Here is a 25,264-nt window from a genome sequence, read left to right as displayed (position 1 = left end):
GGCGGCCGTGGACTGCTCACCACGTCGAGGCAAGGTGCCGTGGTCACAGGCCCGTCGGCCGGTTCCCGGAGTTGCTACGGCAGGTAGACAAGTTCGTTTCCTTGGTCGCTTGAGTCGCTGTTGAGTGCCGCCCCCAGCATCGCGGGGGTCAGGGGTTCGTGGGCTTGGGCCGCGGCAGCAGGCGTTGTCTTCGGCGCCCTGCTCCGACTCGGCCAGGCCCGATACAGCCAGGCACGTGGTGCACATTTCGGCACCGGATGTCCCATGGCACGGCCGCTGGACGAATTGCCACCGGAATTCGACTGGGTAAGGGCCGGTAAGGTAGTGCTCTTCGGGCTGCTTGGCTCCGGAGTCCCGGAGGCGACTGCCACCAATGAATCTCCGCCCCCTCGCTGCTGGTTCCGATGCCGCGATACACAACGTGTGGCGACATCCCGCTGCTGATGCCATGCGGGGGCACCAAGCCGTCTGGTGAAGCGTCGGGCCCGTCGGGGAGCTTGCGGTCCTGTTGGACCACCGGCGGCACCTTAATCGCATCCGCTACATCAAGGGGTGGACCGGGTGGGTGCCCGAAATCCCGTTCACGGGTGAGCTGGTCACCGTCACGGGACAGGAGGATCGGCGTATGGAGGCCTTGGGGAGAGTGCCGGTCAGGGGTTGATGGGCGGGTGGGGTGTCTGCCAGTGGCGCACTGCGGGAGGACGCACACGCGGCCGTGGACGGCTGGGCCGGACCGAGACGGTCGGCGGCCAGAGCTGGTGGCGGCGGGTCTGGGCAACGCAGAAGATGCGCTGTGGCCCGCCTGGGGCGACTGGGTCAACGGGCGCACCGGGGTGGCGTCGGCTTCCGGTGGTGCGGGGTCGTGACAGCTCCCCGGCGATGACGAACGCCGCGTGGGCCAGGTCCGCAACGTGCTGGAACGCATCATCAGGGGACCGGTAGTCCAGTTCCTGCACGGCGGCGTGGTTCAGCGCTGCACGGGTGTCCATGAGTGCCGCGTGTGTGTACGGAGGGCCCGGTACAGCCCACAGGCTCTCGAGCCCGCCCTCGGCCGCCTTGACCTTGGGCCTGCCGACCCAGCGGCCGAGGTTGCACCGCAGGCAGCGTTGTCTCGGGTGCAGATTGACCGTCAGGCATGTTTGTCATGTGGCCCAAGTGGTCGGTGCCTGACACATATCAGCGGGTTGTTCAGGCACGTATGGCATGTTCGTTACGTAGGTACCGACCCCCAACTTCGGTTCGCCCGAACGAAGTTGGGTGACCTTGTTTCGGCCGAAACAAGGTCGCGAATCGGCAGGCGTGTGCCTTCCAACGTTTCATTGCGTGTTACTCGGCGGTGTTGTGGCGCAATCAGTGTGGTCTGCGGTACGGCTTGCACGGTGAAGCGCCGTCGCCCACGCCACCGCCTCGCCCTGGCCGACAGGATCTGCGGCGACTTACGGCACGGCGGCCGGGCGGGAGTCAGCGACCTTCGCCCGGCCGTGGCAGTTTCAGCTTCAGCGGGCCGCAGCCGAGGCGGGCGGCCTCGGCTTCGACGTAGCGGGGGAAGAGGGTACGCACGTCCGCGCTCGCCCCGTCCCGGTTGGCCTGTACGACGAATACCGTCTCGCCCGCCTGGCAACGGGCCTGGAAGATGCCGAGGTTGGGGCTGAGGCCGCCGTAGCCGGCTGCGGAGCGCACCCGGTCGCCCTCGTGGAGCGCCATTCTCATGAAGATCCCGGCCAGCCTCGGGTCCTCGACGGTCATCAGGCGCTGCTTCGGCTGCGAGCCGGTGATGTCCCGGTCGCAGGTGTGCACCGGGCCGTGCCCGTCGCTGATCATGGGGTACCGGTCCGGCTTGCGTTTCTTGCCCAGGGTCAGCCCCTTGATGCCGCAGAGCGCGTCCGGCTTCTCTGTGCGGGTGTAGCGGGCGGCCTTCGGCAGGCGTTCGACCGGATCGGCGATCGTGCCGGTGCAGCCCAGGTCCGCGCTGACCTTGTTGACGAGCTTCACGACCATGCGGGCCATCCCGTCCCGCTCCTCGGTACGCGGCTCCATGTCGGTGATCCAGCTGCCCTGGGCGATGTCCACGACGGTCGGCCCGTCGAAGTCGCCGGGGCGCCCCAGGCAGCCGTCCGGGATGGCGAGCCAGGCGCGGTTGTCCGAGGCCATGCCCAGCAGGCCGCCGCCGAGCGGGGTGAGACGGGCGGAGAGGAACTCGTCGGCCCACTTGCGGTCGTCGCCATTGCGGTCTTCCAGCCGGTGCACCCGGGCGGTGAGCGCCCATGCGTCGCCGTCGCTGTTCGTCAACTGGCAACTGCCGGTGGGGCCGTCCATGGATCGTCCACCGTGCAGCACGGGAGCCTCGACCGCCTTGACGTCCTCCGGCTTGCGGAACGTTGCGGCGAGGTCGTCGCGGGACAGGGCGCCCCAGCACACTTCGTCCGGCGCGAACGGCCCGGCCTGCGTCTGCCAGGCCATGCCGCCGGCGCCGAGCAGCATCCCGGCGAGACCCGCGGCCAGCAGCGGCCGGACCCGGCCGCGCAGCAGCGTGCGCCAGTGCCACCGGCGCAGGCGCCGTTCGCTGAGCAGTTCCCGCTCGGCGGGCAGGGGCTGCTCGTATCGGTTCGGCTCGTCCGCAGTGCTGCTCACCGGCCGGCTCCCTTGGGGGCGATGGGGGCGCAGCCCAGGCGGGCCGCGGCCGCGTTGGCGAAGACGGCGAGGTGGCCAGGGTCGGTGGACGCGCCCATCAGGAAGGTGACGGGCCGGCCGGCGCAGTCGGCCCGTACGATCGCGTGCTTCTCGCCGAGGGTGCCCGTGCCGCGCCAGCCACGGGCCGCGGGCCGCTCGCCCGCGATGCCGTCGAACACCGCGGCCAGCCGGGGCTGCGCGACCATCGCCAGCTCCAGGTACGACACACCGTCGCGATCGCCACGGACACTGCACGTCTGCAGGTCCTGGGTGACCGCGCCGATCTGGTCCTCGATGTCGTCCGTGTCGAGGCGCAGGCCGCGGATGCCGCAGACGTCGTCAGAGGCGCTGAAGACGCGCTCCTTCCTGCCCGGTAGGTCGTAGAGCGGCGAGCTGACCCTCAGCGGCTCGTCCGGCGCGCAACCCGCCGCCGCCATCCCGCGGTTGGCCGCCGCGACGAGCAGCACCGCCGCCTCCCGGGCGCCACCCAGGTCGGCCGGATCGTTCTGGGTGTACGAGGGGCCGCTGGCGTACGTGCCGGACGCCTGCATGGTGACGATGGTCGGCCGGCCGTCCTTCGCATCGCAGGACTTCGGGAGCACCAGCAGGCCACCGCGCCCGTTCACCGTGCCCGGCAGGCCGTCCGGGAGCGGGACCATGTCACCGCCCAGGAAACCGTCCTGGACCATCGCGAGCCGGGCCTCCGCGGCCTTGGGTACCGGGCCGTACTCGACGCTCACCTGTTGGTCGGTGGAGACCTTGTCGCCGTCGTAACTGCTCTTGTAGTCGCTGGCGATGGAGACCTCGCAACTGCCGGTCGGGCGCTCGCGGGTAGGCGCCGTCTCCCTGCTGGTGCGTGACCCGTCGTCATCATCGCCGAAGGCCTCGTCGCCGAGGAAGTCCGGACCGCTGTCCTCTTCCCAGGCGCCCCAGCAGTAGCGGTCCTTCGGCCACGGCCACGTGTCCGCCGCCCACGTACCGAGCCCGGTACCCGCAAGCACGAGCACCAGCGCGGATATCAGCAGCAACCGGCCGCGCCTGCTGTGCGGAAGCGCCCGGCGCGGCCAACCAGGCTCCGCGGGCGTCTCGTCTATCTCACTCACCCCGTGATCCCCCTCCGGCGCAGGAGTGTATCCCCCGTCATCACTCAGGAGCAGCCCGCCCCGTCCATGGGGATCTTGCCGTTCAGCAGGTAGTCGTCCGCGGCGGGCGCAACGCAGCTGGGGTGGTCGTACGCGCCGTGATCCTGGCCCTGTACGTCAGCTTCACCGTGGTCTTGCCGCCCAGTTGTTCCGCCGTGCGCGCGGCCCCCTCGTACGGGGTCTCTCCGGGGCGCCGGGGCAACACGCCGTGAAGCGTTGAAAGTCGCAGGCAGGCGTCATCCCCGCAGACAGGTACTCGGCGGCACTGCCCACTCGGCTTGCCAGTTGCTGCTGGCCTTCCGACTCGGGCCTCCTCTGCGACCGCGCTCGGCAGCGGCGGCTCGCACTGTCGAGGCAGGTGCCGACCGTAGTCGAACAGGTGTCCAGGAAGCGTCTCGGAGCTTCGTAACGAAATGCGTAACGCAGTCCTCTGCGAGGCGCCCGGCTGCGGGCGATCGTTCCCGGTGCGTGCCGGTCCCGGTCGCCGTGCCCGCTACTGCTCGACGGCCTGCCGGGTCCGTGCTCACCGCGCCGCCAAGGCTGCGTCCTGACCGAACACCCTGCCGTCCGGAACGGCCACCAGCGTCACGCCCCACGCCCCGACCCGGTCTATCCGCCTATCCGCGGAGAGGCCGGGTCGTACGCCTCCGCTCCGGATTCGCCACGGCATGCCCCGACGAGCCTCCTGCCTGTTCAGTCCGCTCCAACGCGAGACCGCGCTGATGGGGGTGCAGTCGGGAATCACGGGGCAGCGAGAGCACGGGTACTGCCAGGCAGGCGCACGGAGCACGTTGGACGGCGCCGCAGCCTGCCACGCTTCCCACCTGGCTGCAGCGGCAGGAACGCCTCACCCGCTCGGACCTCTGCATGGAAGAGCTCGCCATAGCCGTCTGTCCTGTCTCTGCGGCTGGAGCAGGCCCGCACCTATTCCTTCGGATCGAACGCCACGGGCATGGCCGTAGCGTCGGCCGCCGGATCGCCTCCGAAGGAGAGAATCACTGCCTCTCGGCTTCCCGGTCCTTCCGGCTTGATCGTCTCCGCTGATCCGATCGGCCATCACTCCGAGAAGGTGATGCTGCCGACTGCCGCGAAATGAAGCTCCATACACCGATCGTTGCGGCTTCCTGGTCGCTGTGGGCCTCGGAGCAGATGGAGCACCTTGGACCCGGCCACCCCATCGCGAGGCTCGGCCGTGGGGAATCCGGGGAGCCCGCCCGGCTCCCCGCAACGACGCGCGGGATATGGGTCACCTTCTACTCCGCCCGGCCGGGCGACATCCCGGACCTGCCCGCCGACGCTCCGGTCGCAATGACGGACGGCTTGCCCGTGACGGCTGCCATGGCCCGGGCACACGACGCCGTGTTCTCCCGCCGATACACCGACCTGTGGAACCCTTCCAGTGGCACGACGAGGCGCTGCTGCCGATCGGCGAATGCTTCGAGGATCAGCCCCAGCCGGCCCCGCACGATTGGGCCAGCGTGCTCTACACCGCGTGGCAGATGATGCAGCAGCACACTGGGGTGACGCAGCTGGTCGACATCAGGCACCACGACATGCAGGACAGCAAGCTCGACCATCACGAACACCGTGCGGATCTGATCCTGGAAGCGACAAAGGGCCCGAAGAACAAGCCCGTTCGTTTGGTGGGCGGTACGACATACACCTTCGAGATACACCTTCGAGCTTGCCCAGCAGCACCCCAACGGGCGGCCTCGAGGCCAACCACGGCATGGATGCGGGTTCGGCTACTGCAGAGAGGCAATGGCCGAGCCGACCGGATCGCCTATTCCAGATGAGTACCAGCACTCAGGCGGCCCGTCCTGATTCGCTCGTAGCGTCCAGCCCATGCACATAGACCACGCTGCTCCCGCCCCGGTGCGCCGGGCGAGCATCACCGCAGTGGCTTCCAGCCTGCCGGCGCGCGAAGTGACGTCCCGGCAGTTGCAGGAGCGGATCGCCGCGGCCTCCGGGCTGTCCCTGCCGGCACGGATGCTCGAACGGGCCACCGGCATCGCCTCGCGCCGGGTGGCCGCGGAGGACGAGTACGCCTCGACGCTCGCGGTGCGGGCGGCCCGCACCGCGCTGAACCGGGCCGGGCTCACCCCGTACGACGTGGACCTGCTGGTGTTCGCCTCCGCCACGCGGGACGTGGCCGAACCGGCGACCGCGCACATCGTCCAGGCCGCACTCGGTTCTCGGGCACACGCGCTGGACGTGACCAACGCGTGCAACAGCTTCGTCAACGGCATCGACACGGCGCGGGCGATGATCCTCGCCGGCCGCGCCCGCCGGGCCCTGGTCGTCACCGGCGAGACCCCGAGCCGCGCGGTGCGGCACGACCCGTCCGGCCCCAACCAGCTCCGGGACGGGTTCGCCGGCTACACCTTCGGCGACGCGGGAGCCGCGGTCGTCCTGGAGGCGGTGAACCGGGGCGGCATCCTCGACGTGGACACCGAGACCCACTCCGAACACTGGTCGGTCGGCGGCATCTTCGGTGGCGGTTCACGCCACCCTCGAGGGGACGAGCACACGTACTTCCGCGGTGACGGCAGCGAGCTGCGCGAGGTGTTCGAGAAGGTCGGCACGTCGGTGCTCGACCGGATGCGGCAGCGCACCGGACTGGCGTGGGACGACTTCCGGCACATCCTGGTGCACCAGGTCACCGTGCCGTACCTGGAGCGGTTCGTGGAGCTCACCGGCGTCCCCCGGGACCGTCTCGTCGTCACGGTCCCCGAGCTCGGGAACATGGCCAGCGCCACCCTGGGCGTGCAGCTCGACCGCGTCCACGAGCACCTGCGCCCCGGCGACCGGGTCCTGTTCGTGGGTCTGGGCGGCGGCGTGAGCATCATGACGATGGTCTGGGAGAAGGCATGAGCGCCCTGTGGGTGGTGGTGCCCGCGCACCAGGAGGCCGCGCGGATCGGCGCCACGCTGGACGCGCTCGCGGGCCAGCGCGACCGTGACTTCACGCTCGTCGTCGTGGACAACGCCTCCAGCGACGGCACCGCCGCGGTCGCCTACGACTTCGCCCGCTGGGCGCCCTTCCCTGTCCACGTCCTCAGCGAGCCGGAGAAGGGCGTGGGCTGCGCCGTGGACACCGGCTTCCGGTACGCGATCGAGCATGGCGCGACGCTGCTGGCCCGCACCGACGCCGACTGCCTACCGCACCCCGGCTGGACCGCCGGCGCCCGCAACGCTCTGCGGCACGGCGCGGGCCTGGTGTGCGGACGCATCGACGCGCGCCGCGACGAGCACGGACCGCTTGGGCGGGCCGCCTTCCGCGCGCTGGTCCGCATCGCCGCTCTCTTCGGCCGGATACGCCCGGCCCACCACCGCCGCCATGGCTACCGCGCCCCCTACCGGATGCACGCCGGCAACAACATGGCCATCACCGCGGCGCTCTACGAGGCCGTCGGCGGGATGCCGCGCCGCCCCTCCCCCACCGACCGGCTCTTCATGAACCGGGTGCGCCGCCGCACCACCGCCATCGTCCGCGCCCACGACATGGTCGTGGAGAACTCCACGCGCCGGCTGAGCGCCTATGGCCTCGTCGGCACCGCCCGCTGGTACCTCGACAAGGGCCCCGGCCGTCACGGGGAGGACCCGCGCTGATGCTCGACACCCTCGCCCACACCCTGCGGCGCCACCCCGACCGGTCCGCCGTCCTCGGCACGACCCGGACTGGGGCCGTACGCACCAAGGCCACCTACGGGGACCTGGCCGACCTCGCCAACCGCTACGCCACGGCCCTCCACGCCCGAGGCGTCACTCGCGGCGGCACCGTCGGCGTCGCCGTACGGCCCGGGCCTCGGGCCCTGGCCGTGATGCTCGCCGTGCACCGGCTCGGCGCGCGGGCCGCGGTGCTCGACCCGGGCGCCGGGCCGGACGTACTGCGCGCCCGGCTCGCCCTGGCCCGTCCCGACGTCGTCCTCGCCGACGCCACCGCCCAGGCAGTCGCCGGATGGGCCCGGCCGCTCGCCCGCCGGGCCCGCCTGGCCCTGCCGGACCTCGCCGAGCTGGGACCGGTGGCCACGGTCGGGCCGCGGCTGCCCGGCTGCGCCCCCACCCTGGACACCGGCCTCCGGTCCGTACCGCTGCCGCCCCCGGTGGACGAGGACGGCGACGCGGTCATCGTGTTCACCTCGGGCACCACCTCGCGACCGCGTGCGGTGGTCCACACCCGCTCCTCGCTCGCCGCCGGCATGGCCACGGTGGCCGAGCTGGTCCGGCCCGAGGCCGGGCGGCCCGTCCTCGGCGGCACCTTTTTCGTCCTCGTACCTTCGCTGGCGAGCGGGGCGCCGGTCGCGCTGCCCGCCCGTTCCGCGCCTGTGCTGTCCCGCCAACTGCGCCGTCTCGCCCCGCAGGCCACCTATCTGACGCCGCCGCAGCTCAGGCGGCTGCTGGCGGAGGGCGGCCACTTCTGCGGGCGCGTGTGGACCGGATCGGCTCCCGCGAGCGCCGAACTGCTCACCCGCGTCAAGCGGGCGGGCGCCGATGAGGCGTGGGGCGTCTACGCGCTGACCGAGCTGTTCCCGGCCGCGGCGGCCGAGCAGGCCGACAAGGCCGCCTTCACCGGCGAGGGGGACCTGGTCGGCGCGCCTCTTCCCGGAGTGGCGGCCAAGACCGACGCCTCCGGTGAGCTGTTGCTGTCGGGCCCCGCCGCCCGGGACCGTTACCTGGGCGAGGACCCGGACCCGTGGGTCGCCACCGGCGATCGGGCACGCCTCGACGGCGGCCGGATCGTGCTGGAGGGCCGCCGCAAGGACATGATCCTGCGGCACGCGGAGAACATCTACCCAGGGCTGTACGAGCCGGCGCTGCACATACCGGGCGTCGAACTGGCCCTGCTCGTGGGCGTACCGGCCGGCGACGGCGACGAGCACCTGGTCGCCGTCGTCCAACCGAGCCCCCGGGCGGACCGCGACGCGCTGCGGTCGGCTCTGGACAGACCGCTGGAGCGCATGGGTGCCGCCCGGCCGGACGAGGTGATGCTCACCGACATCCCTCTGTCCGGCCGCTCCCTGAAGCCCGACCGCGCCGCCACCGCGCGCCTCGCCGCCCGGCGCCTGGCCGAACGGAGCCGAGGATGACCGCGCCCGGCAGCGCGCTGTCGCTGTGGGCCGTGCTGCCCGCCTACAACGAGGAGGCCGGTATCGGGGCCACCCTCGCCGCGCTCGCCGCCCAGACCGACACCCGCTTCGCCCTCGCCGTCGTCGACAACGCCTCCACCGACGCGACCGCCGCCGTCGTGCGCCGCTTCGCCGCCGTCACGCACGGCGCCGCACTGCTCGTGCGCACGTACGCCGACTGCCTGCCCGCCGCCGACTGGATCGCCGCGGCGCGCAGGGAGTTCACGCGCAGAGCGGAGATGGCCTGCGGCCGCAGTCTTCCGCGCCGGGACGAGCCGCCCTCACCTACCGAGCGCTATCTGCTCCCGGCGGTCGTCAAGGCCACGGCGGTGCACGGGCGTTACCGCGCCGAGCACCGGCACCCGCGCTACCGTGCCCCCTACGTGCTGTGCCACGGCCACAACCTCGCCATCACGGCCGCAATCTATCCGCGCTGCGGCGGCACGCCCCGCACCCCACTGGAAGGACCGCCCGAGGACGTCGTCCTCCTCAACCGGGCGCGCGAGCACAGCGACCGGATCGCACGGGCCGAGCGGATGGTGGTGCACACCAGCTTGCGCCGCTTGCGGGCCTGGGGCGCCCGCCGCACCCTGCTGTGGTGCTGGGACCGCCGCTACCGCCCCGCCGACCCGAAGCAGGTGCACGTCAGGTGACCATGGTGCCCGCCGCCCCAGCCGCATCCGCCCTCCGAGCCGCCCGGCGCCGCGACCGGCGCGTGTACACCCACTCCCACCCCGTTCTGTTCGCCCTCCTCGCCGCCACCCGCCGCCGTGCGGTCACCCGCATCGGCGGAGCGGTGCTGGTGCACGGCACCGAGCCCTACCGGCAGGCCCTCACCCGTATCCCGCTGGACCGCACCGCCGCCGGCACCACCGGAGGCGCCGCCCGGGAACTGTCCTCGGGCGGCACGCTGTTCGACCAGGAGGGCACCGGACACCGCGCCACCCGGCGCGCCGTCGCCGACGATCTCGGCGCGGTCGGGGTGGAGCGACTGCGCCCGGTGTGGCTGGACGTCCTGACCCGCCGCCTCGCCCCGCTCGGAGCGGGCCGCGACGTCGACCTCGTGCCACTGGCCCGCGAACTGGCCGGCGCCACCGTCCGCGCGCTGCTGCGCACCACCGGCGACCCGGAAGACATCGCCGCGGCCGCCGCCGAGGCAGCGGCCGCCGCCGTACGCGACCACCTGCCCGGCCCCCGGCCGCCGTGCACGGCACGCGCGGCCGCCGCGGCGACCGCGCGGCTGGAGGCGCTGCTCGCCCCGGCGTCCGGCGAAGCGACCGAGCCGGCCCTGCGGGCCATGCTCGCGGTCGCCGCCGTCAACACCACCGTCGCCGCCCTCCCGCGCGCCGCCGCCTGGTGCGCCGACGCGGGGCTGTGGGAGCAGGCGGCCGACGACCGGCTACGCCCGGCCCTGGTGGGCGAACTGCTGCGGGTGACCGCCCCCTCCCCGCTGCTGCCCCGCGTGGCGGCGGCCGACGCGGAGCTGGGCGGTTGCCCGGTACGGACCGGGGGCCGCCTGATCCTGGTCGCACGGCACGCCGCGCGGGCCCACGACCGACTGCCCGACGCCCGTCACCCGGCTCCGCTCGCCGTGGCCCAGCTCGTCTTCGGCGCCGGTACCCACGCCTGTCCCGGCGCGCGTCTGGCCCGCGCCCAGCTCGATGACACCCTCGCCGCGCTCGCCCCCCACCGGCCCACCGTCCTGCGCGCACGCGTCGACCGGGGCGCGGCCCTGCCGGGCTGGCGCTCCCTCACCGTCCGGGCGGCTGACGCCCGTCGATCCTCGGAGAACCGATGACAACGATCGCCGTCACCGGGGCGAGCGGATTCTGCGGCTCGCACGTCGCCACCACGGCCGCCGCCCGCGGCGCCGACGTCCTGTGCGCCGGTCGACGCCCCGGCCCGGTCGGCCGACACGTCCCCTGGGACGCCGCGCGCGAGGTGCCGGATCTGTCCGGCGCCGACCTCGTCGTGCACTGCGCGGCTGCCGTCGGCGACCCGGTGCCCGGCTCCCGGGCCGAGGCCGCCATGCATGCCGTCAACGTCGACGGCACGGCCCGGTTGCTCGAGGCGGCCGCCGGCCGGCCGGTGGTGTGGGTGAGCAGCGCCAGCGTCTACGCGCCCGGCCCCGGGCGTTCCCGGATCACCGAGCATCATCCGGTGCTCGGGCACCTGAACGCCTACGGCCGCACCAAGGCCGCCGGCGAGGCGCTGGCGCTCGCTGCGGGCGCCGTGGTGCTGCGGCCGCGGGCGGTCTACGGCGCCGGGGACCCGCACCTGGTGCCCCGGCTGCTGTCCCGCGTCCGCCGCGGGCTGCTCGTGCTGCCGGGACCCAGCGTCCGCCTCAGCCTCACGGCCGTCGAGAACCTCACCGACGCATGCCTGTCGGCCGCCGGCTGGCCGCCGGGCGCGTACAACATCGCCGACCCGGCGCCGTACGACCGGGACGAGGCGATCCGGACGGTCCTGCGCGCCCACGGCGTACGGGCGCGCATAGGCCACATCCCCCTGCCGGTGGCTCGGGCCGCGGCGGGCGCCGCTGAGGCGCTGGCCCGGCTGCGCCCGCACGCGGAGCCGCCGCTCACCCGCTACGCCGTCGACCAACTCGCGTACTCCGTCGTCCTGGACGTGTCCAGGGCCGAGTCTCAAGGATGGGTGGCCGGCCGTTCTCTCAAGGACTACGAGACTTCCCTGCTGAGCAGGTGAACGGCTGCAACTCGGCAGGACGGCTGACCGAAGCGAAGGCGGCGAGTGCCGGTGATCTCGCGTGCTGAGAAGCTTCTTCACAACACATCGGCCCCCGTGTTCGTGCGTGTTTCTGAAGGCTCGGCCTTGCGCCCGCACATCGCGGCCGCCCCGGCCGACTACGTCACTCGGAACCGCAAGCGCTAGAGCCGGCGCCGCACCCAGACGAAGAAGCCTCTTCATACCTGGCGCAACGCCCCCCGATGTCTCCCCCAGTGACGGTTCACCGAGCGAAGTCACCCCCGTATTCCGGATGGTCACCCATGTCGGTGATCACCCGTCAGGGTGGCGTCGGCACTGCCCGGCACGTCGTCGCCCTGGCAGACTGCGCCACCCGCTCACCCATGTCGCCGCTGGCAACGCCTGCGCAGCAACCGCAATGCCGCTCTCCACCTCGACCACCCCAAACCCTCGGCCACGACGTGCGACGGTCCGGGGATCAGTGCAGCAGGACAGGCCACTCCGACGTCTGCCCCTCCATGACGGCCGCGACCAGCCCTGCCAGACCTACGGGATACACCGTCTCCGTCGCGGTTGGGCAGCCCCCTGACGGTCGACCAGCGGGTTTCGCGGATGTCGGGCTGCATCGCGCGGGCCGCGGCAACAGGGCCCCTGCGGCGCGGACGGCACGGAAGAGCACCGTGTGGGCCGCACCCGTCGCGAGCCGCAAGATCAGTGTCGCGGCTCTCCGCCCACGCAAGTAGGACGGGGCCCGTGGCCGGGATCCACAGGGTGACCTACGTTGCCTCCTGACCCTCGCCAACGCCGGCCGCCCCGCCGACTCGCACCCAGGCGGGATCCGCCGAGCACACGGCCTGGCACGACATGCTGCCGAACAGTACAGGGCGCAGAATCCGGGATCGCGCATCACGCCCCGTCGACTGTTGGGCACCCCGGCCGCGGCATGCACGCTCTGGGCGTCGAGCACCACCAGGCTCGGGTCCGCCATCCGGCGCGCCTTCTCCCGCACCTGCCAGCGCAGCAGGTCGTGGATGGTCTGGTCGGTGCCGTCGTCGCGCCAGGTGTGCGCCATCCGCGGCTGACCATCCGATGGCGCCGCCCTCGCCGCAGACCCCCACACCAGACCCCTTACACCGGAAGGCGTTGCTCGCACAGCAGAAACAGGGCTTCCGGCCCGTATTATCGCTGCACCAGGGCGAGCTGCGGCCCGGATCATCTTCCCTGACCCGCGGCAACGGCCCCCTGAGGGGCTTCAGTCCGGCCACGAACCGAGGAGAGAAAGATGTCCGAAGGCACAGATACCGCCACAGAGTTGACTTCGCAGTACATCAGCCAGGTGGCCAGCGACCTCGAACGCAACATCAAGGAGCAGGAACGGATCACGGCGGAACTCACCGCACTACAGCAGCAGTTGGCCACACTGCAGCATGACCACACCGTGCTGGTGAGCATCCAACAGGCCCTCGGTGTCCCCGCAACAGCCCTTGAGCCTGCCAGCGCCGACAGCGCCTCTGTGCCTTCCCCCAGGAAGAAGACCACGCCTGCGTCTGGCGCTCGCCGGTCGACGAAGACCGCCACTGCGCAACAGCCCAGGGCCAAGAAGCAACCCGGCGCGAAGCCCGCAGCCAAGAAGGCGGAAGCGAAGAGTACGCGGCCCACCCTGGTCGACCTCATCCACCGCCACCTCACCGAGCAGAGCGAACCCCGCTCCTCGGCGGAGGTCGCCGAGGCACTCGGCCACGCGCACCCCGACCGCAACATCGCGACCAATGTTGTGCGCACCACTCTCGAAAACCTTGTGGCCAAGAGCCTGGTTCAGCGGACCAGGCAGGGCAGGTCCGTCTTCTACACCGCTGCCAATCCCCCGGAGCCGACGACACCCACGGGCGATGCCCAGCCCGAAACTGCCGGATAGGCCCGGGCCTGTGCAGGTTCGCACGAGCGTGCTCGTCTGCCGTGTGGCGTTGGTCAGCGCGCCCGTACGCAGGCTCCGTAGCTGTCGGTCTGGCGGAGCACCGACGCCTCCTGCCCCGGCGCGGACCATACCTGGATGAGGTACCACTCGGTGATCTCGTCCAGGGCAAGATCGATGGCGGTGTCCCGGCCACGGGCATGGATGCGTAGCCGGTAGTCGCCTGGGCCGTTGAAGGACAGCACGGGCAACTCTTCGTCGAGGTCGGCCATGAGACCTCGCACCGTGAGTTCTGCAGATACCGAGTGCAGTGACACTTCGACGATCTCTTCCCACCCGGTGTCCCCTGGCTGCGGGGCTTCGGTGTGGAAGGTGACGGTGACGTCGACATCGCCGGTGTGGATGCCGGTGAGGACCGCCGCGATGCCGTCTTGGACCTGAACGAGACCGTTGTGCCCGCTGGGCAGGTCAGGGCCGGCGGGGCCGTCCTCGTCGGTGATGTGGAACCGGTGGTAGTGCACGGGCACGAGCCCGCGCCCCTGCTGGACCTGATGGCTCATGGTGTGTGTCCTGGGTGGTCTGCGGTTGACTGGCTCGCTTACAGCTATCGACTGCGCCGCAGGCCAGTAAGCCATACACACCCCTGGTGCCCCCTGCACGCTGAGCTGTCTCGCGGCCACAACCTGACTACGTCGACACCGCCCCGGCGATCCACTCGTTCCGCTCGGCCGTCTGGGACAGGGCCAGAACAACGCCGCCGGTGACGAGGGAGGCCGCAGCCAGGGCGCCGCTCCCGCACCACAGGGTCCGGCCCAGCGAGCCGGGTCGGCGTGCGTGGGGCGCGTGAGCATGAGGATGACGGCCGAACGCCAACACCGGCACTGGTGTGAAGGCCACGGCCTACGACCGCTCTGGAGGGCTTCACTGTGTCCCTTCCAGCTGGAGTCCGGCGCCTGGTGGCTGGCCGGCGCTCCCGACACCGACACGGCAACGGCACTCGCCGAGTTACTCAACGGCGTACCGGGCGAGGCGCTCCAGACGTCCCGCGGGTGGGAGGCCGGTTGGTCCGAGGGCCCGCGCGGCCGCCGCCCGCTCCTGCGAACGGCGGCCCCGAACGGGATCAGAGGCTCAGAGCTTGGTGAAGCACATCGTGGAGCCGCTGCCCCGGCGGGTGACCTTGATGCCGTAGTCGTACTCGGCCCCGCACTGCTGGTTCGCGACCACCAGGTCGCCCATCTTGTACTCGGCCTCGGGAGAGTCGCAGTCGACGACCGTCGGAACCGGGCTGCCCTGAGGGTCCTCGACCTTGACGCAGTCGCCGATGGTGGGGTTGTGCGACGCCGCCTCGGCCTCCTTCTTCGCCTTGCCGCCGTTGGGATCGGTGTTGTAGTCCCAGACCCAATAGCCGAGGGCGCCGAACACCGCTATGACGATGACGGCGGACCTCAGCATCCGCCCCAGACCGCCCGGCTGCGGTCGCTGCGGCCCACGGGGAGGCTGCGGTTGCTGGGGGTGTCCGTACGGCGCCTGTGGCTGCTGGGGGTACCCGTAGGGTTGCTGCGGCTGCCCGTACGGCGGCTGATTCTGGTACTGCGGTGGAGGCGTCGACATGCCTGGGAATCCCCGTTGTTGAGTCGCGGATGGTGATCAATGCGAGCGCGAGACTATCCCTCGGTATCGCACGGTCGCCAATTACGGCCACGGATGCTCCCGCACCGCTGGGAAGAGGCTCGCAGGTGACGAGGTCCATGCAGTCACCGGGGTAGCTGGCTGGTGCGCCCAGGCGTTCCATTCCGCACCCAACCGACCGATCGCCCGTCTCCCCGACCGTAGGGCATTCTGTTGCGGTGAGTGATCCTCAACCAACATGGCAGGAATGGCTGAACAGCCTGGACGTGCCGCGTAAGGCCGCTGCGGAGTGGCTGGGTGCCCAGTTCAGCGCACTCGGCGTGACCGATCCTGTCGACATGATCAAGTCGGAGGTCCTGGAAGACCTTCCGCAGCTCGCGCGATTTGTGCTGCTGCGGAGTCTGTGGCGGGGTGCGATTGACGGCTGGTCCGATCCGGGCTCACTCGATCAACTGCCTGCCGCCCAGCGTCTTCTTGCCGCCGGGTCGGACAGGGAGGACCTTGTTCGCCTGGTCCGAGCTGTTGCCTATGAGGCGGTGTCCGCGACGCTTGACGAGCTGGATGCCGGCGGCGATGTGAACGCGTCGGGTGTGGATGTCGGCTGGGTCGTCATGGAGTCGAGTGAAGATGGCTCCCCGACTGGGCGAGCCCTGTCGGGCCTGCACGAAGACCTCCTGACGATGGATCCCAGCGGGCGCGATGGGGCTGACCTCTGGCAGTGAGGCCAGCCCTTCGGGCTGTTGACAAAGCTCACGGCTGGGTCAGGATTCGGGTCCGGACGAGTTCGAACGAGGCCCGGCCGTACCTCGCCCGCGATCCTCGGCTGCCTGACCCGGGTGATCACGGGCACGCTCGATCCTCACCTGGCCCGCTACCCCGACGACGAATGGGCCCAGCTCGCCATCGCCCAGCTCACCGGGGGTCCGCGCCACCCTCGCCCAGCTCTCCAAATAGCCCCCATCGCCGATCACCTCTGCCGAGTCCGTCATCCCGCTGCCTCCCGTCGCCGCCGCTATCCGCCCGACACCTCCGTTGCCGAGTGGGCCCTTCTCGAACCCTTGCTGCCGGTCCCGGCCTACCAGACCAAGACCGGCGGGCACCCTGAGAAGTGGCCGCTGCAGGAGATCGTTGACGGGGTCCGCTGCATCGTCGACAACGGCGCGAAATGGCGGGCTCTGCCTGTGGGTTCCCCGCGTGGGAGACGGTTTGCGGGTTCTTCTGACGGTGGAACCGGGCCGGGGTCGTCACCTACAACCGTGACCAGCTGCGGCGCCGGATCCGTACCGGCAAGGGCCGCTGCCCGCACCCGGTGACGCTGATCGTGGACTCCCAGTCGGTCAAGGGCGCTTCCACCGTCGGCAGAGACACCCGCGGCTACGACGCCGCGAAGAAGATCAACGGCCGCTAGCGACACATCACCGTGGACACGCTCGGCCTGCCCGTGATGATCACGGTGACACCCGCCGACATCCAGGACCGCGACGCCGCCCGCCACGTGTTCAGGCGGCTGCGTCTGACCCAGCCGCAGATCACCCAGGTATGGGTCGACCGCGGCCACGCCGGCGACCTCGTGGACTGGGCCCGCGACCGCCTCTGACTCACCCTGCGCATCGTCTCTTGACCCAAAGGCACCATGGGCTTCGTCATCCTGCCCCGCCGCTGGAAAAATGACCCGACGCCTGGCCCGCAAAGGCCCCACTGCCTCATGGGCAGAGAAGCCCTCCCGCTAAAGCTCGACGTCCGTGATCCGCGCCAAGGCGAGCTGATAGGCAGTCTCCGCCGTTTCGGCCTCGGCGAAGCCGGGCGTGGCAAGGCACTGCCGCGCCAGTGCGGCCAATCCGTCGCTGCGTGCCGGCTCGCGCGTCTCCGGCGCGTGAAAGAGAGTCCAGAGGTGCATGAGCACCGCGCCGAACACGCTGAGGGGCCCCTGCGCAGGCCCTTCCCGGCGGGTCCAGCGTGCTGCAATGGCACCACCCACGGAGGGCACCTGCTCGATCCCGCGCCACAAGGGGTCCGCGGCGGCATAGACCACAGTGCCAACATGAGCGTGAAGGAGAGCGCCGCTACAGAGCAGACACGGCTCAAGCGTGGTGAGCAAAACGTGGTCCTCATACCGGCGCCGGGACGACAGCTGAGCCAGCACATTGATTTCCGCGTGAGCAATAGCTGCCCCAGCAAGCTGCCCAGGTGGGGCGACTGCCTCCTGGCTGCGGTTCCGCCCGCTGGCCACCAGCTCACCGTCAGCATTGATCAACATGGCTCCGATAGGCCGACTGCCTGCCCTGAACGCCTCCCAAGCCAGCTCGAAGGGCAGTCGCCAGATCGCTGGCAGCGCCGACGGTTCGTCACCAGGCATGCAGCGATTCTGCCCGGCGCGAAGCCCGTTCAGAACTCCGTTAGTTATCAACCCGGACGTCTGGGCTTCACCGCCCACGTTGGAAATCAGCTACTTAGTCGAGTTGATCCGGTTGTGGTCGATGTCCGATGTCTCTGGACTCGCGGTCACGTACGGGTGGCGGGACAGAGCTCGAAGAGAGGAACAGCCCGACCAGATCCATCGGGGGTTTGCCTGGTCGGGCTGTTCACGGGGAAGGGGTCACTCGGCCCACGGAAGCGGGATCTTGTCCTCGCGGCCCGGCATCATCGCCTTGCCGCCCACGGCCATGGCGACCAGAGCCTCTGCCGGGCCACCCACGGCCTTCAGCTGCCGTACCGCACCAGCGGGCACGATGATGGCCTGACCGGCCTTGGCGCGGCCGGCCTTGCCTTCCACCTCGATCTCGAACTCGCCCGACAGAGGCATCCACACCTGTTCGCGGTCGATGATGTGCACCGGCGTGGCGGAGTCCGCGCCGAGTTCCACCCGCCAGGCGCTGACCTCGGCACTGCCCTGGCTGGGGGCGGCCAGGCCGAACATCGAGCCGGCCGGCGTCTTGGTAGTCCGCTGCTCGCTCTCGCTGATCACGTGCATGTGCGCGCCTCCCGTGTAAAGCGTCTTTACTCGCGGCCAGTAAAGTGACTTTATTCAAGTGTGTCAAGATGGACCGGTGGAGACTCATGACCCCCTCGAGCGTGCCGAGCTCACCTTCCTGCTCGGGATGGCTTTCCAGCTTGTCCTCTCCGAGTTCGTGAGCCGTCTTGACGCCGCTGGCTATGCCGATCTGCGCCCCATGCACGGGCTCGTCTTCCAGGCGCTACGCGGCTCCGGCGCGACGAGCAGCGAACTGGCCGAGCAACTCGGGGTCACCAAGCAGGCCGCCGGCCAGATCATCGACGATCTGGAGAAGCGGGGCTACGTCGAGCGTCGACCACACCCTGCCGGCGGCCGTCGCAAACTCGTTGTCCTGACCGAGAAGGCAGTGGAGCACCTCGCTGTGGCCGGACGGATCCTGCATGAACTAGAGGCACACTTGACCAAGCAACTCCACGAAGTCGGCCAACAGGTTCCCCGAGCCGAACTCGCGGCAGTCATCCGCACTTTGGCGGGAGATTCGATCCCGCCATGGCGCCCCATCTGGTGAAACAGGACGGCGTCGTGGTGAAGGGTCACGGTCGCAACGACTGCAGCGAGTCAACCGCGGGCTGAGGGCGTTGCGCACCAAGCTCATGCAGCCAATCGCCATACGTATACGGGCGGTTGGTACACGGGCTGGCACAGGCAAGCGGCTCGCGGAGTGCTCAGAGCGGCGGTCTGGTCCGCCGGGCGGCCGCCACCGTGACCTCCTCGGGGGTGTAAGCGCGTAGCAGAGCGTCAAGCAAGCAAAGACGCCGGCGGACGCGAAAGAGACAAGTAGGGCCTTCCCCAGTTGATCTCCGCTGCGGCTGGAGAGTACGCGTCAGCAGGTGGGGATGTTCCCCCGTCGGGCACCCCGCGTGTCCGAGTACCGCCCGCACGCGAGAGGTTGCCGTCGCGGGTGAGTGGGGGTAGCACTGATCGCGGCAGGTTCAGCGATTGCTGGCAGCGTCGTAATGCAGTCCGCCCTGATCCCCTGATGACCGGGCGAATCACCCGCCGGAACGTCCGCTGCAGCGGCCAGTAGACCTCACGGGAGCACGAACGCGACTGAGCATGCCGGCTCCGCCCGTGAGCACGGCCACGCCTCTTCCGCCGCAGCCCGGCCACACCGAGCTGGCAGCAGAGCGCAGTTTCAGTCCTTCAACAGCTCGTCGCGCACCGGCATCCAGTCCAGGCCAGACCGGATGCCGTCCTCCAGGGACAGCATCGGCGTCCACCCCAGCAACTCGGCCGCCCGGTCGCTCTTCGTGTAGCTGCCGGCGACGTCACCGGGCCGCCGGTCGGTGTCGACGGTTGCCAGGGGCGTGTTGACCACGTTGTTGAACGCGGCGCAAAGCTCCCGAACCGTGGTGCCCGAGCCAGTGCCCAGGTTGATCGCGATCGAGCGTTTCGGTCCCACGAGGATGGAGTCGAAACGCTCGATCGCCGCGATGTGGGCCGCGGCGAGATCCCAGACGTGCACGTAGTCCCTGATGCCCGAGCCGTCACGTGTCGGGTAGTCCGTTCCCGTGACCGGGAACGGACGGCCTTCCTCGTGTGCCTGGATGAGCACGCCCAGGGCATGGCTGGGCCGCTTGAGCTGGAGCCCTGTACGCAGCTGAGGGTCGGCCCCGACCGGGTTGAAGTAGCGAAGAGACAACACGCGCGGCCCTGCCACGGCGATGTCGGCGAACATCTCCTCGCACACGGCCTTGGTCCGTGCGTAAGGGCTCTGCGGCGCCAGCGGCGAGTCCTCGTCGACGGGCGAGCCGTCCTCGGCCTGGTAGATGGAGGCTGAGCTGCTGAAGATGATGCGGTCGCAGCCGTTGCGGTGCAGGTGACTGACGAAGGCCAGGCTCTTGGCCACGTTCGCCTCGTAATAGCCGATCGGGTCCGCGACGGACTCGGGCACCACGATCAGCGCCGCACAGTGCACCACGGTGGAGATGTCCGGGTGCTCCGAGAAGATCCGGTCGACCAGTGCCCCGTCCGCGATGTCACCCTCGTAGAAGGTGCGGCCCTCGGTGAACTCACGGCGGCCCCGAACGAGACTGTCGAGGATCACGGGGGTGACGCCTGCGTCCAGGCAGGCCGAGGCGACCGTGCTGCCGATGTAACCGGCTCCCCCGGCGATAAGGACCTTCACCACGAAGTTTCTCTCCCGGCCTCGTTGGCACCCCAGTTGGTGACCGGCGGCAAGGTTAGCGGAGAAGCCGGGTGGGAGAGCACGACAGCTCGGCTGCCACAGCCGGGACCGGCTCACGGACACATGCTGGCGCCAGCGCCCGGCCCGCCGCCTCCGACGCAGCCGGCGGGCCGAGGCTTTGGTCCGCAGCGCGACAGGGCCTGCTCCGGGGTTCGGAATCAGGCACTCAGCCGCTGACGTGCCCGTTCTCAGTCGTCACCGGACCGATCCGCTGCACGGCGACGGTCCACCACTGAGCTTGAGCCAGAACCTGACTTCCGACAGCACTTGTTCACGACTTTCGACACCGGCCAGGTCTGTGTAGTCCAGGCTGGTGTTCGTGACCGTTTTCGGCGGTGCCGTCGCATCGCCGGGTGGCGACGGGCGCCGGGCGTTCCGGTGGCCAGCAGCTGGAATTCAGCTGACGTACACGCTGTTTCAAGATCGCGTCGCCAGAGTCCCGCCTCGTGTCTACCTCACACTCGCGTGCCGGCGTCGCCTCTGTATGCGCCGCGGCTTTCACGCTTTCAGGGCTGCTCGTCACAGGCATGCTTGCCGCTCAGCCTGCGGCTGCCGCGGACCCGGCCGACTATCAGAAGGTTCGGATCAACGAAGTCACCTCGTCGAACAACGACACGGTGGAGTTGTACAACACCGGCTCGACCGCGGTGAGCATCAGTGGCTGGAAGATGTCCGACGACAGCTTCTCGCCGCAGTCGTTCAGTCCTTCCTCGAGCACGATCCCGGCCGGCGGCTTCGTCACCTTCAACTCGCCCAAGGGGCTCGGTGATTCGGACAAGCTGGTGATCTACACGTCCAGCGGCACGGTGGTCGACCGCGTTGAGTGGGCAACCAACGGGGCGAAGCCGGCGATGGCGCGTTGCGGCGGCGACGGATCCGGGGGGTGGGTGACGACGACCGCGGCGTCCACGTTCGGCGCCTCGAACGCCTCGGGCTGCCCGTCGTCGATCCCGCCGGCGAGCCGGGTGCGGATCAACGAGGTCACCTCGGACGGCGCGGACACCGTGGAGCTGTACAACGGCGGAACGAGCGCGGTCAGCATCGGGTCGTGGAAGTACGTCGACAATGACACCGGCCACTCCGCGGCATCGGTCTCGTCCTCCTCGCCGAGCGCGACCAGCATTCCCGCGGGCGGCTATGTCACGTTCAACTCCACCATCGGTCTGGGTGACAACGACTCGGCCTTCCTTCTCGACAGCAACGGCAACACGGTCGACTCGGTGACCTGGGCGGCCGGTGGCGCCAAGCCGTCGGACGAGCGCTGCGCCAACGGCACCGGCTGGTTCCAGACCTCCACGACCGCGACGCTCGGCAGCGCGAATTCCTGCTCAGGCGGCGGTGGCGGTGGCGGTGGCGGTGGCGGTCAGACCGGCCAGTTGCTGGGTGGCGGCGGCTCGCTCACCAGCGGCTGCACCCCCGAGGCGCCCTCCGGTACGGGTTCCACCCCGGCGGGCACCCTGGCGTGGCCGGGCGGGCTGGACGTCACGATCGCGGACAACGTCTGCGCGTTCACCACGTCCACCGGTCCTGAAGGCCGGGACCTGAGCGGTCTGGCGTTCGACCCTGCGAACCCGTCGGTGCTGTGGGCCGCCAAGAACAAGGACTGGCTGTTCAAGCTGGTCAAGAGCAACGGCAAGTGGATCCCGGACGCGTCATGGAGCGCAACTGGCAAGCAGATTCGCTTTCTGGGCGGCTCCGGCGAGCCGGACTCCGAGGGGCTGACGGTTGGCGGTAACGGCCACATCTACGTGACCTCCGAGCGTGACAACACCCACAACACCGTCCCCAAGGACACGATCATGGAGTTCGACCCGGCCGCGACCGGCTCGACGCTCACGCCGATCCACCAGTGGGACATGTCCTCGCAGTTCCCGCAGCTCAACACCGGCAGCAAGGACGACGCCAACCTGGGCTTCGAGGGCGTCGGCTACGTACCGGACAGCTGGCTGACCGCGAACGGCTGGGTCGACCCGCTCACCGGCGCCGCCTACAACCCGGCGAACTACCCGCTGCACGGGTCGGGCCTGTTCTTCGCCGGCCTGGAGTGGGACGGCACGCTGCACGTCTACGGCCTGAACTCCGACGGAACGTTCACCACGTTCGGCACGATCGCGACCGGCAAGGCCTCCGTGATGGACGTGATGTTCGACGCCGGAACCCAGCGGATCATCGCGACCTGCGACAACACCTGCGGCGAGACGCACACCTTCCTGAAGGTCAACGCCGGCGGCGCGGTCGCTACGGACGTGACCTACACGAACCCGGCCGTCATGCCGACCGACAACCTGGAGGGCTTCGCGATCGCGCCGACGTCGACCTGCGTCAACGGCTTCCGCGAAGCGGTCTGGAGCGACGACGGCATCTACGGCTTCGGCTCCGGAAGCTCCTCCTACGGACACGCCATCTACAGCGGCACCTTCCCCTGCTGATCCCGCCGACCACGCAGGACGGCTCACGCAGGACGGCTCACTCACGGGGCCGCCTCCAAGGTGACGCACCCAAGCAGTACGCAGCGATGAAGCTCCTGGCAGACGGGGTGCCGACAAGACCACCCGCTGACTGCCAGGGGCTTCGTCGTGTCTGTCCCCGGGACCGCGCAGTTCGCTTTGGGCGGCATGGCGTTGGAGATCGAGCCGATGCGGTCGGTGGGCGGGGCGATTCCGAACGGCACGGACGACCTGTGCACCCTGACGGAGTCGTTGCAGCTGTTCGCGGACGACATCGGCGTTGAGCGCCGGACGGTGGAGGGCTGGCGCTAAACCGCCAACCGGTGGCCGAAGGAGCGCCGCAAGGAGGGAGTGTCGTTCACCGTTCACCGCATCCTCGCGTCGGTAGCGGACGAGGACGAGCGGTGGGCTGCGATGGAGGACGCGCCGTTCAACCCGCGCACGGGGGCTCGGCAGTGGACGCCGGACGGCGCGAAGCGGGTCGTTGGCCAGCGCGTCGACCGGCCGGTGACCGTGGATGAGAGGGTCCAGGCCGTGGCAGACCTGACCCGGGACGACGAGGTGGCCGCGCAGCTCGCCACCGATCTGCCGAAGCGGCCGGCGGTGACCGAGCACGTCACCCCGGCCGAGAGGGTGCGGGTCGTCACGGAGCTGACCACTGCCGTGCCGCTACGCCGACAGGCCCGGCCGCTGGCCGAGCACTACGGCGACCTAGTCCGCGTCGCCCCAATGGAAGCGAGGCCAGCGGGCCTGCGCACCTACCAGCTCATGGCAGCAACCCGCCTGACCCGCTCGCAGGTCGGCCGGGGCATCCGGCACGTCCGCGACGTCGTCGCCGCCGATCACCTGACGCCGACCACCTGGACACGGCAGGACGGGTTCATGTTCTCCGACGACCCCGCAGACTGGATCGAGTACGACAAGCGGCAGTTCCGGCAGAACCTCGGCCGGCTGACCCGGGTGGGCACGGGCACGCTCGATCCTCACCTGGCCCGCTACCCCGACGACGAATGGACCCAGCTCGCCACCGCGGACCGAGGCGATGCCGACGACCTCGTGGACTGAGCCCGCGAATACCTCTGGCTCTGCCTGCGCATCGTCTCCCGGCCCAAGGGCAGCAAGGGCTTCGTCGTCCTGCCCCGCCGTTGGAAAGTCGAGCGGACGATCGGCTGGTGCATGAACGCACGCGACTACGAACGTCTCCCGCAGCACTCCGAGGCCCACCTGGTACTGGGCACTCATCACCATGATGACCCGGCGCCCAACCCACAAGACCCTCCGCGGCGACAACTGGTCGAAGAGGTCCCAGTCAGCTCACGGGTGATTCCATACGAGCGTATAGCGCCAGAACAGCCGTCTTCGCAGGCGCGCCCCAGGGAGGACGTCTCTGGCTTCGCGGACGATGTCGTCGAAAGTCATGTCCGCTGAGCGCGTAGGGGCCGTCATGGAGACGGGCCGGGCCGTGGGACGGCCTCTGTTCTTCAGCCAGCCCATGGCGGCGTTGGCCGGAATGGCGACGACACCGAGCAGGTGGTCCCCAGGGGTCTGGGCGCGAGACAGGCCGACGACCACCAAGGTCCCTCCCGGCGCCAAATGACGGCGGAAACAGGCGAGCGCCTGGACGAAGGGCAGATGGTGGATCGCGGCGACGCAAGTGATGACGTCGTAAGAGCCCGCAGGGAACTCGGCTACTGCGTCCGCGACGGTGAACGTCACGGGAAGCGCAGCAGGAGTCAGCTCCTGGGCCTGGGCGGTGATCACCGGATCGGAATCGACTGCCTTCACGGCGGCGGCACGTCTGGCCAGGAGCCTGGCGAGGTCACCGCTGCCGGATCCGATGTCCAGGGCGTGGTTGAAGCGTCTCGGCAGTTGCCGCAGGATCCAGCGGTGGTAGTGGGCGTTGTGATCCCACGGATAGGCGGCATTGAACCGTTCGAGGGCTCGCAGGACACGAGGCGACAGGATCTTCATCCACCCATTCCACCAAGTCCCGGCAGCAAGCACTCTGTTCCGGATATTCGGACAGCGACAGGATGTGCTGCCAGGTGGAGAGCAGGTGCAGGGCGCTGTGGTGTTCCTCGGTGCTGCGTCGGGCCTGGTATGCGGTGTGACGTCGCTGGAGCACGGCGTCGGTGCGGGCGAGTTCCTCGGCGTCGCCGTGCACGGTTTTCCCCAGATGCTGAACGTCGTCGGGCACGGTCAGGGTCAGCGTGTTCCCGGGCTGGCGCGTGAGGTGGGCGGCGGTGGCGTGTGGAAGGAAGGAGGGTTCCAGGGTGCACCAGTTAGGAGCTGTCCGGGCGATCATGTGACTGCCCCGTGCCTGGGTCGTTGTTGCGAGCACGAGCACGAGCACGGGGCGGGGCGATCTGACGGATGCCGAGTGGGAACGGTTGCGGCCGTTCCTGCCGGTGGGCAATGGACGTTGTGGC

General features: G+C 70.1%; 24 protein-coding genes and 1 pseudogene. 16 read left to right on the top strand and 9 right to left on the bottom strand.

Features of this window, described 5'->3' with window-relative positions; translation table 11 throughout:
• Window positions 1-1,461 precede the first annotated feature (1,461 nt).
• From ACFY3C_RS42360 to ACFY3C_RS42350, 3 genes are read right to left on the bottom strand one after another with little or no spacing between them, the layout of a single operon-like run.
• A complete protein-coding gene (locus ACFY3C_RS42360; RefSeq protein WP_390774692.1) occupies window positions 1,462-2,631 on the bottom strand; it encodes a hypothetical protein in 1,170 nt (389 codons plus the stop codon).
• Window positions 2,628-3,773 (bottom strand): hypothetical protein, encoded by a 1,146-nt coding sequence (locus ACFY3C_RS42355; protein WP_390774691.1) that lies wholly within the window; start codon window positions 3,771-3,773, stop codon window positions 2,628-2,630. The genes ACFY3C_RS42360 and ACFY3C_RS42355 overlap by 4 nt, the downstream gene beginning before the upstream one ends.
• A gap of 44 nt (window positions 3,774-3,817) precedes the next feature.
• Entirely contained in the window at window positions 3,818-4,045 is a 228-nt protein-coding gene (locus tag ACFY3C_RS42350) for an alpha/beta hydrolase (protein WP_390774734.1), read from the bottom strand.
• A 1,152-nt stretch (window positions 4,046-5,197) separates the two neighbouring features.
• Here ACFY3C_RS42350 and ACFY3C_RS42345 point away from each other — a divergent pair.
• The 8 genes from ACFY3C_RS42345 (at window position 5,198) to ACFY3C_RS42310 (ending at window position 13,561) form a co-directional block, all read left to right on the top strand.
• Entirely contained in the window at window positions 5,198-5,608 is a 411-nt protein-coding gene (locus tag ACFY3C_RS42345; protein ID WP_390774690.1) for a hypothetical protein, read from the top strand.
• A gap of 49 nt (window positions 5,609-5,657) precedes the next feature.
• The gene (locus ACFY3C_RS42340) at window positions 5,658-6,686 is read left to right on the top strand and encodes a 3-oxoacyl-ACP synthase III family protein (protein WP_390774689.1); all 1,029 of its coding nucleotides are present in this window, start codon (window positions 5,658-5,660) and stop codon (window positions 6,684-6,686) included.
• Window positions 6,683-7,423, top strand: coding sequence for a glycosyltransferase family A protein (locus ACFY3C_RS42335; protein WP_390774688.1), 741 nt, complete (start codon window positions 6,683-6,685; stop codon window positions 7,421-7,423). Before ACFY3C_RS42340 ends, ACFY3C_RS42335 begins: the two co-directional genes overlap by 4 nt.
• On the top strand, window positions 7,423-8,901 hold the full coding sequence (locus tag ACFY3C_RS42330) for a class I adenylate-forming enzyme family protein (RefSeq protein WP_390774687.1): 1,479 nt from the start codon (window positions 7,423-7,425) through the stop codon (window positions 8,899-8,901). The genes ACFY3C_RS42335 and ACFY3C_RS42330 overlap by 1 nt, the downstream gene beginning before the upstream one ends.
• Entirely contained in the window at window positions 8,898-9,593 is a 696-nt protein-coding gene (locus tag ACFY3C_RS42325; RefSeq protein WP_390774686.1) for a glycosyltransferase, read from the top strand. The genes ACFY3C_RS42330 and ACFY3C_RS42325 overlap by 4 nt, the downstream gene beginning before the upstream one ends.
• A 2-nt stretch (window positions 9,594-9,595) precedes the next feature.
• Window positions 9,596-10,738, top strand: a complete 1,143-nt coding sequence (locus ACFY3C_RS42320; RefSeq protein WP_390774733.1) for a cytochrome P450 — start codon at window positions 9,596-9,598, stop codon at window positions 10,736-10,738.
• Window positions 10,735-11,646: an NAD-dependent epimerase/dehydratase family protein gene (locus ACFY3C_RS42315; RefSeq protein WP_390774685.1), complete on the top strand. Its 912-nt coding sequence runs from the start codon at window positions 10,735-10,737 to the stop codon at window positions 11,644-11,646. Before ACFY3C_RS42320 ends, ACFY3C_RS42315 begins: the two co-directional genes overlap by 4 nt.
• A 1,282-nt stretch (window positions 11,647-12,928) precedes the next feature.
• A complete protein-coding gene (locus ACFY3C_RS42310; protein ID WP_390774684.1) occupies window positions 12,929-13,561 on the top strand; it encodes a BlaI/MecI/CopY family transcriptional regulator in 633 nt (210 codons plus the stop codon).
• Between the two features lie 53 nt (window positions 13,562-13,614).
• Here the strand turns inward: ACFY3C_RS42310 and ACFY3C_RS42305 are convergent, their stop codons facing one another.
• Together ACFY3C_RS42305 and ACFY3C_RS42300 are read right to left on the bottom strand one after the other, a co-directional pair.
• Window positions 13,615-14,118 (bottom strand): hypothetical protein, encoded by a 504-nt coding sequence (locus ACFY3C_RS42305; RefSeq protein WP_390774683.1) that lies wholly within the window; start codon window positions 14,116-14,118, stop codon window positions 13,615-13,617.
• Between the two features lie 568 nt (window positions 14,119-14,686).
• Window positions 14,687-15,010 (bottom strand): hypothetical protein, encoded by a 324-nt coding sequence (locus tag ACFY3C_RS42300; protein WP_386581608.1) that lies wholly within the window; start codon window positions 15,008-15,010, stop codon window positions 14,687-14,689.
• A gap of 395 nt (window positions 15,011-15,405) precedes the next feature.
• On the opposite strand from ACFY3C_RS42300, the gene ACFY3C_RS42295 reads away from it, so the two are divergent.
• The 3 genes from ACFY3C_RS42295 to ACFY3C_RS42285 all read left to right on the top strand — a co-directional run bounded on the left by ACFY3C_RS42295 (window position 15,406) and on the right by ACFY3C_RS42285 (window position 16,784).
• Complete coding sequence (locus tag ACFY3C_RS42295; RefSeq protein ID WP_390774682.1) at window positions 15,406-15,909, top strand: hypothetical protein; 504 nt, start codon at window positions 15,406-15,408, stop codon at window positions 15,907-15,909.
• Between the two features lie 114 nt (window positions 15,910-16,023).
• The gene (locus ACFY3C_RS42290; RefSeq protein ID WP_390774681.1) at window positions 16,024-16,500 is read left to right on the top strand and encodes a transposase; all 477 of its coding nucleotides are present in this window, start codon (window positions 16,024-16,026) and stop codon (window positions 16,498-16,500) included.
• A gap of 107 nt (window positions 16,501-16,607) precedes the next feature.
• Window positions 16,608-16,784 carry a transposase gene (locus ACFY3C_RS42285; protein WP_390774680.1) on the top strand — a complete coding sequence of 59 codons (177 nt, stop codon included), beginning with the start codon at window positions 16,608-16,610 and terminating at the stop codon, window positions 16,782-16,784.
• Window positions 16,785-16,913: 129 nt separating this feature from the next.
• Here the strand turns inward: ACFY3C_RS42285 and ACFY3C_RS42280 are convergent, their stop codons facing one another.
• Window positions 16,914-17,543, bottom strand: a complete 630-nt coding sequence (locus ACFY3C_RS42280) for a nucleoside deaminase (RefSeq protein ID WP_390774679.1) — start codon at window positions 17,541-17,543, stop codon at window positions 16,914-16,916.
• A gap of 240 nt (window positions 17,544-17,783) precedes the next feature.
• A complete protein-coding gene (locus ACFY3C_RS42275; RefSeq protein WP_386581619.1) occupies window positions 17,784-18,158 on the bottom strand; it encodes a cupin domain-containing protein in 375 nt (124 codons plus the stop codon).
• A 76-nt stretch (window positions 18,159-18,234) separates the two neighbouring features.
• On the opposite strand from ACFY3C_RS42275, the gene ACFY3C_RS42270 reads away from it, so the two are divergent.
• Entirely contained in the window at window positions 18,235-18,708 is a 474-nt protein-coding gene (locus ACFY3C_RS42270) for a MarR family winged helix-turn-helix transcriptional regulator (RefSeq protein ID WP_390774678.1), read from the top strand.
• A gap of 627 nt (window positions 18,709-19,335) precedes the next feature.
• Here the strand turns inward: ACFY3C_RS42270 and galE are convergent.
• A complete protein-coding gene (gene galE, locus ACFY3C_RS42265; protein WP_390774677.1) occupies window positions 19,336-20,331 on the bottom strand; it encodes a UDP-glucose 4-epimerase GalE in 996 nt (331 codons plus the stop codon).
• A 584-nt stretch (window positions 20,332-20,915) separates the two neighbouring features.
• Here galE and ACFY3C_RS42260 point away from each other — a divergent pair.
• From ACFY3C_RS42260 to ACFY3C_RS42250, 3 genes and pseudogenes are all read left to right on the top strand, one after another.
• Complete coding sequence (locus ACFY3C_RS42260; RefSeq protein WP_390774676.1) at window positions 20,916-22,817, top strand: lamin tail domain-containing protein; 1,902 nt, start codon at window positions 20,916-20,918, stop codon at window positions 22,815-22,817.
• Window positions 22,818-22,964: 147 nt separating this feature from the next.
• The gene (locus tag ACFY3C_RS42255; protein ID WP_390774675.1) at window positions 22,965-23,147 is read left to right on the top strand and encodes a hypothetical protein; all 183 of its coding nucleotides are present in this window, start codon (window positions 22,965-22,967) and stop codon (window positions 23,145-23,147) included.
• A gap of 24 nt (window positions 23,148-23,171) precedes the next feature.
• Window positions 23,172-23,900, top strand: a pseudogene (locus ACFY3C_RS42250) (DUF6192 family protein); the annotation flags it as partial.
• Between the two features lie 249 nt (window positions 23,901-24,149).
• Here the strand turns inward: ACFY3C_RS42250 and ACFY3C_RS42245 are convergent.
• On the bottom strand, window positions 24,150-24,806 hold the full coding sequence (locus ACFY3C_RS42245) for a class I SAM-dependent methyltransferase (RefSeq protein WP_390774674.1): 657 nt from the start codon (window positions 24,804-24,806) through the stop codon (window positions 24,150-24,152).
• 85 nt (window positions 24,807-24,891) lie between these two features.
• Between ACFY3C_RS42245 and ACFY3C_RS42240 the strand changes: the two genes are divergently transcribed.
• A partial coding sequence (locus tag ACFY3C_RS42240; protein WP_390774673.1) for a hypothetical protein occupies window positions 24,892-25,264 on the top strand: 373 nt, incomplete at its 3' end.

This window comes from Streptomyces sp. NPDC001410 (genome assembly GCF_042895235.1).
Classification (GTDB): domain Bacteria; phylum Actinomycetota; class Actinomycetes; order Streptomycetales; family Streptomycetaceae; genus Streptomyces.
This window is presented reverse-complemented; position numbering and strand designations above follow the sequence as displayed.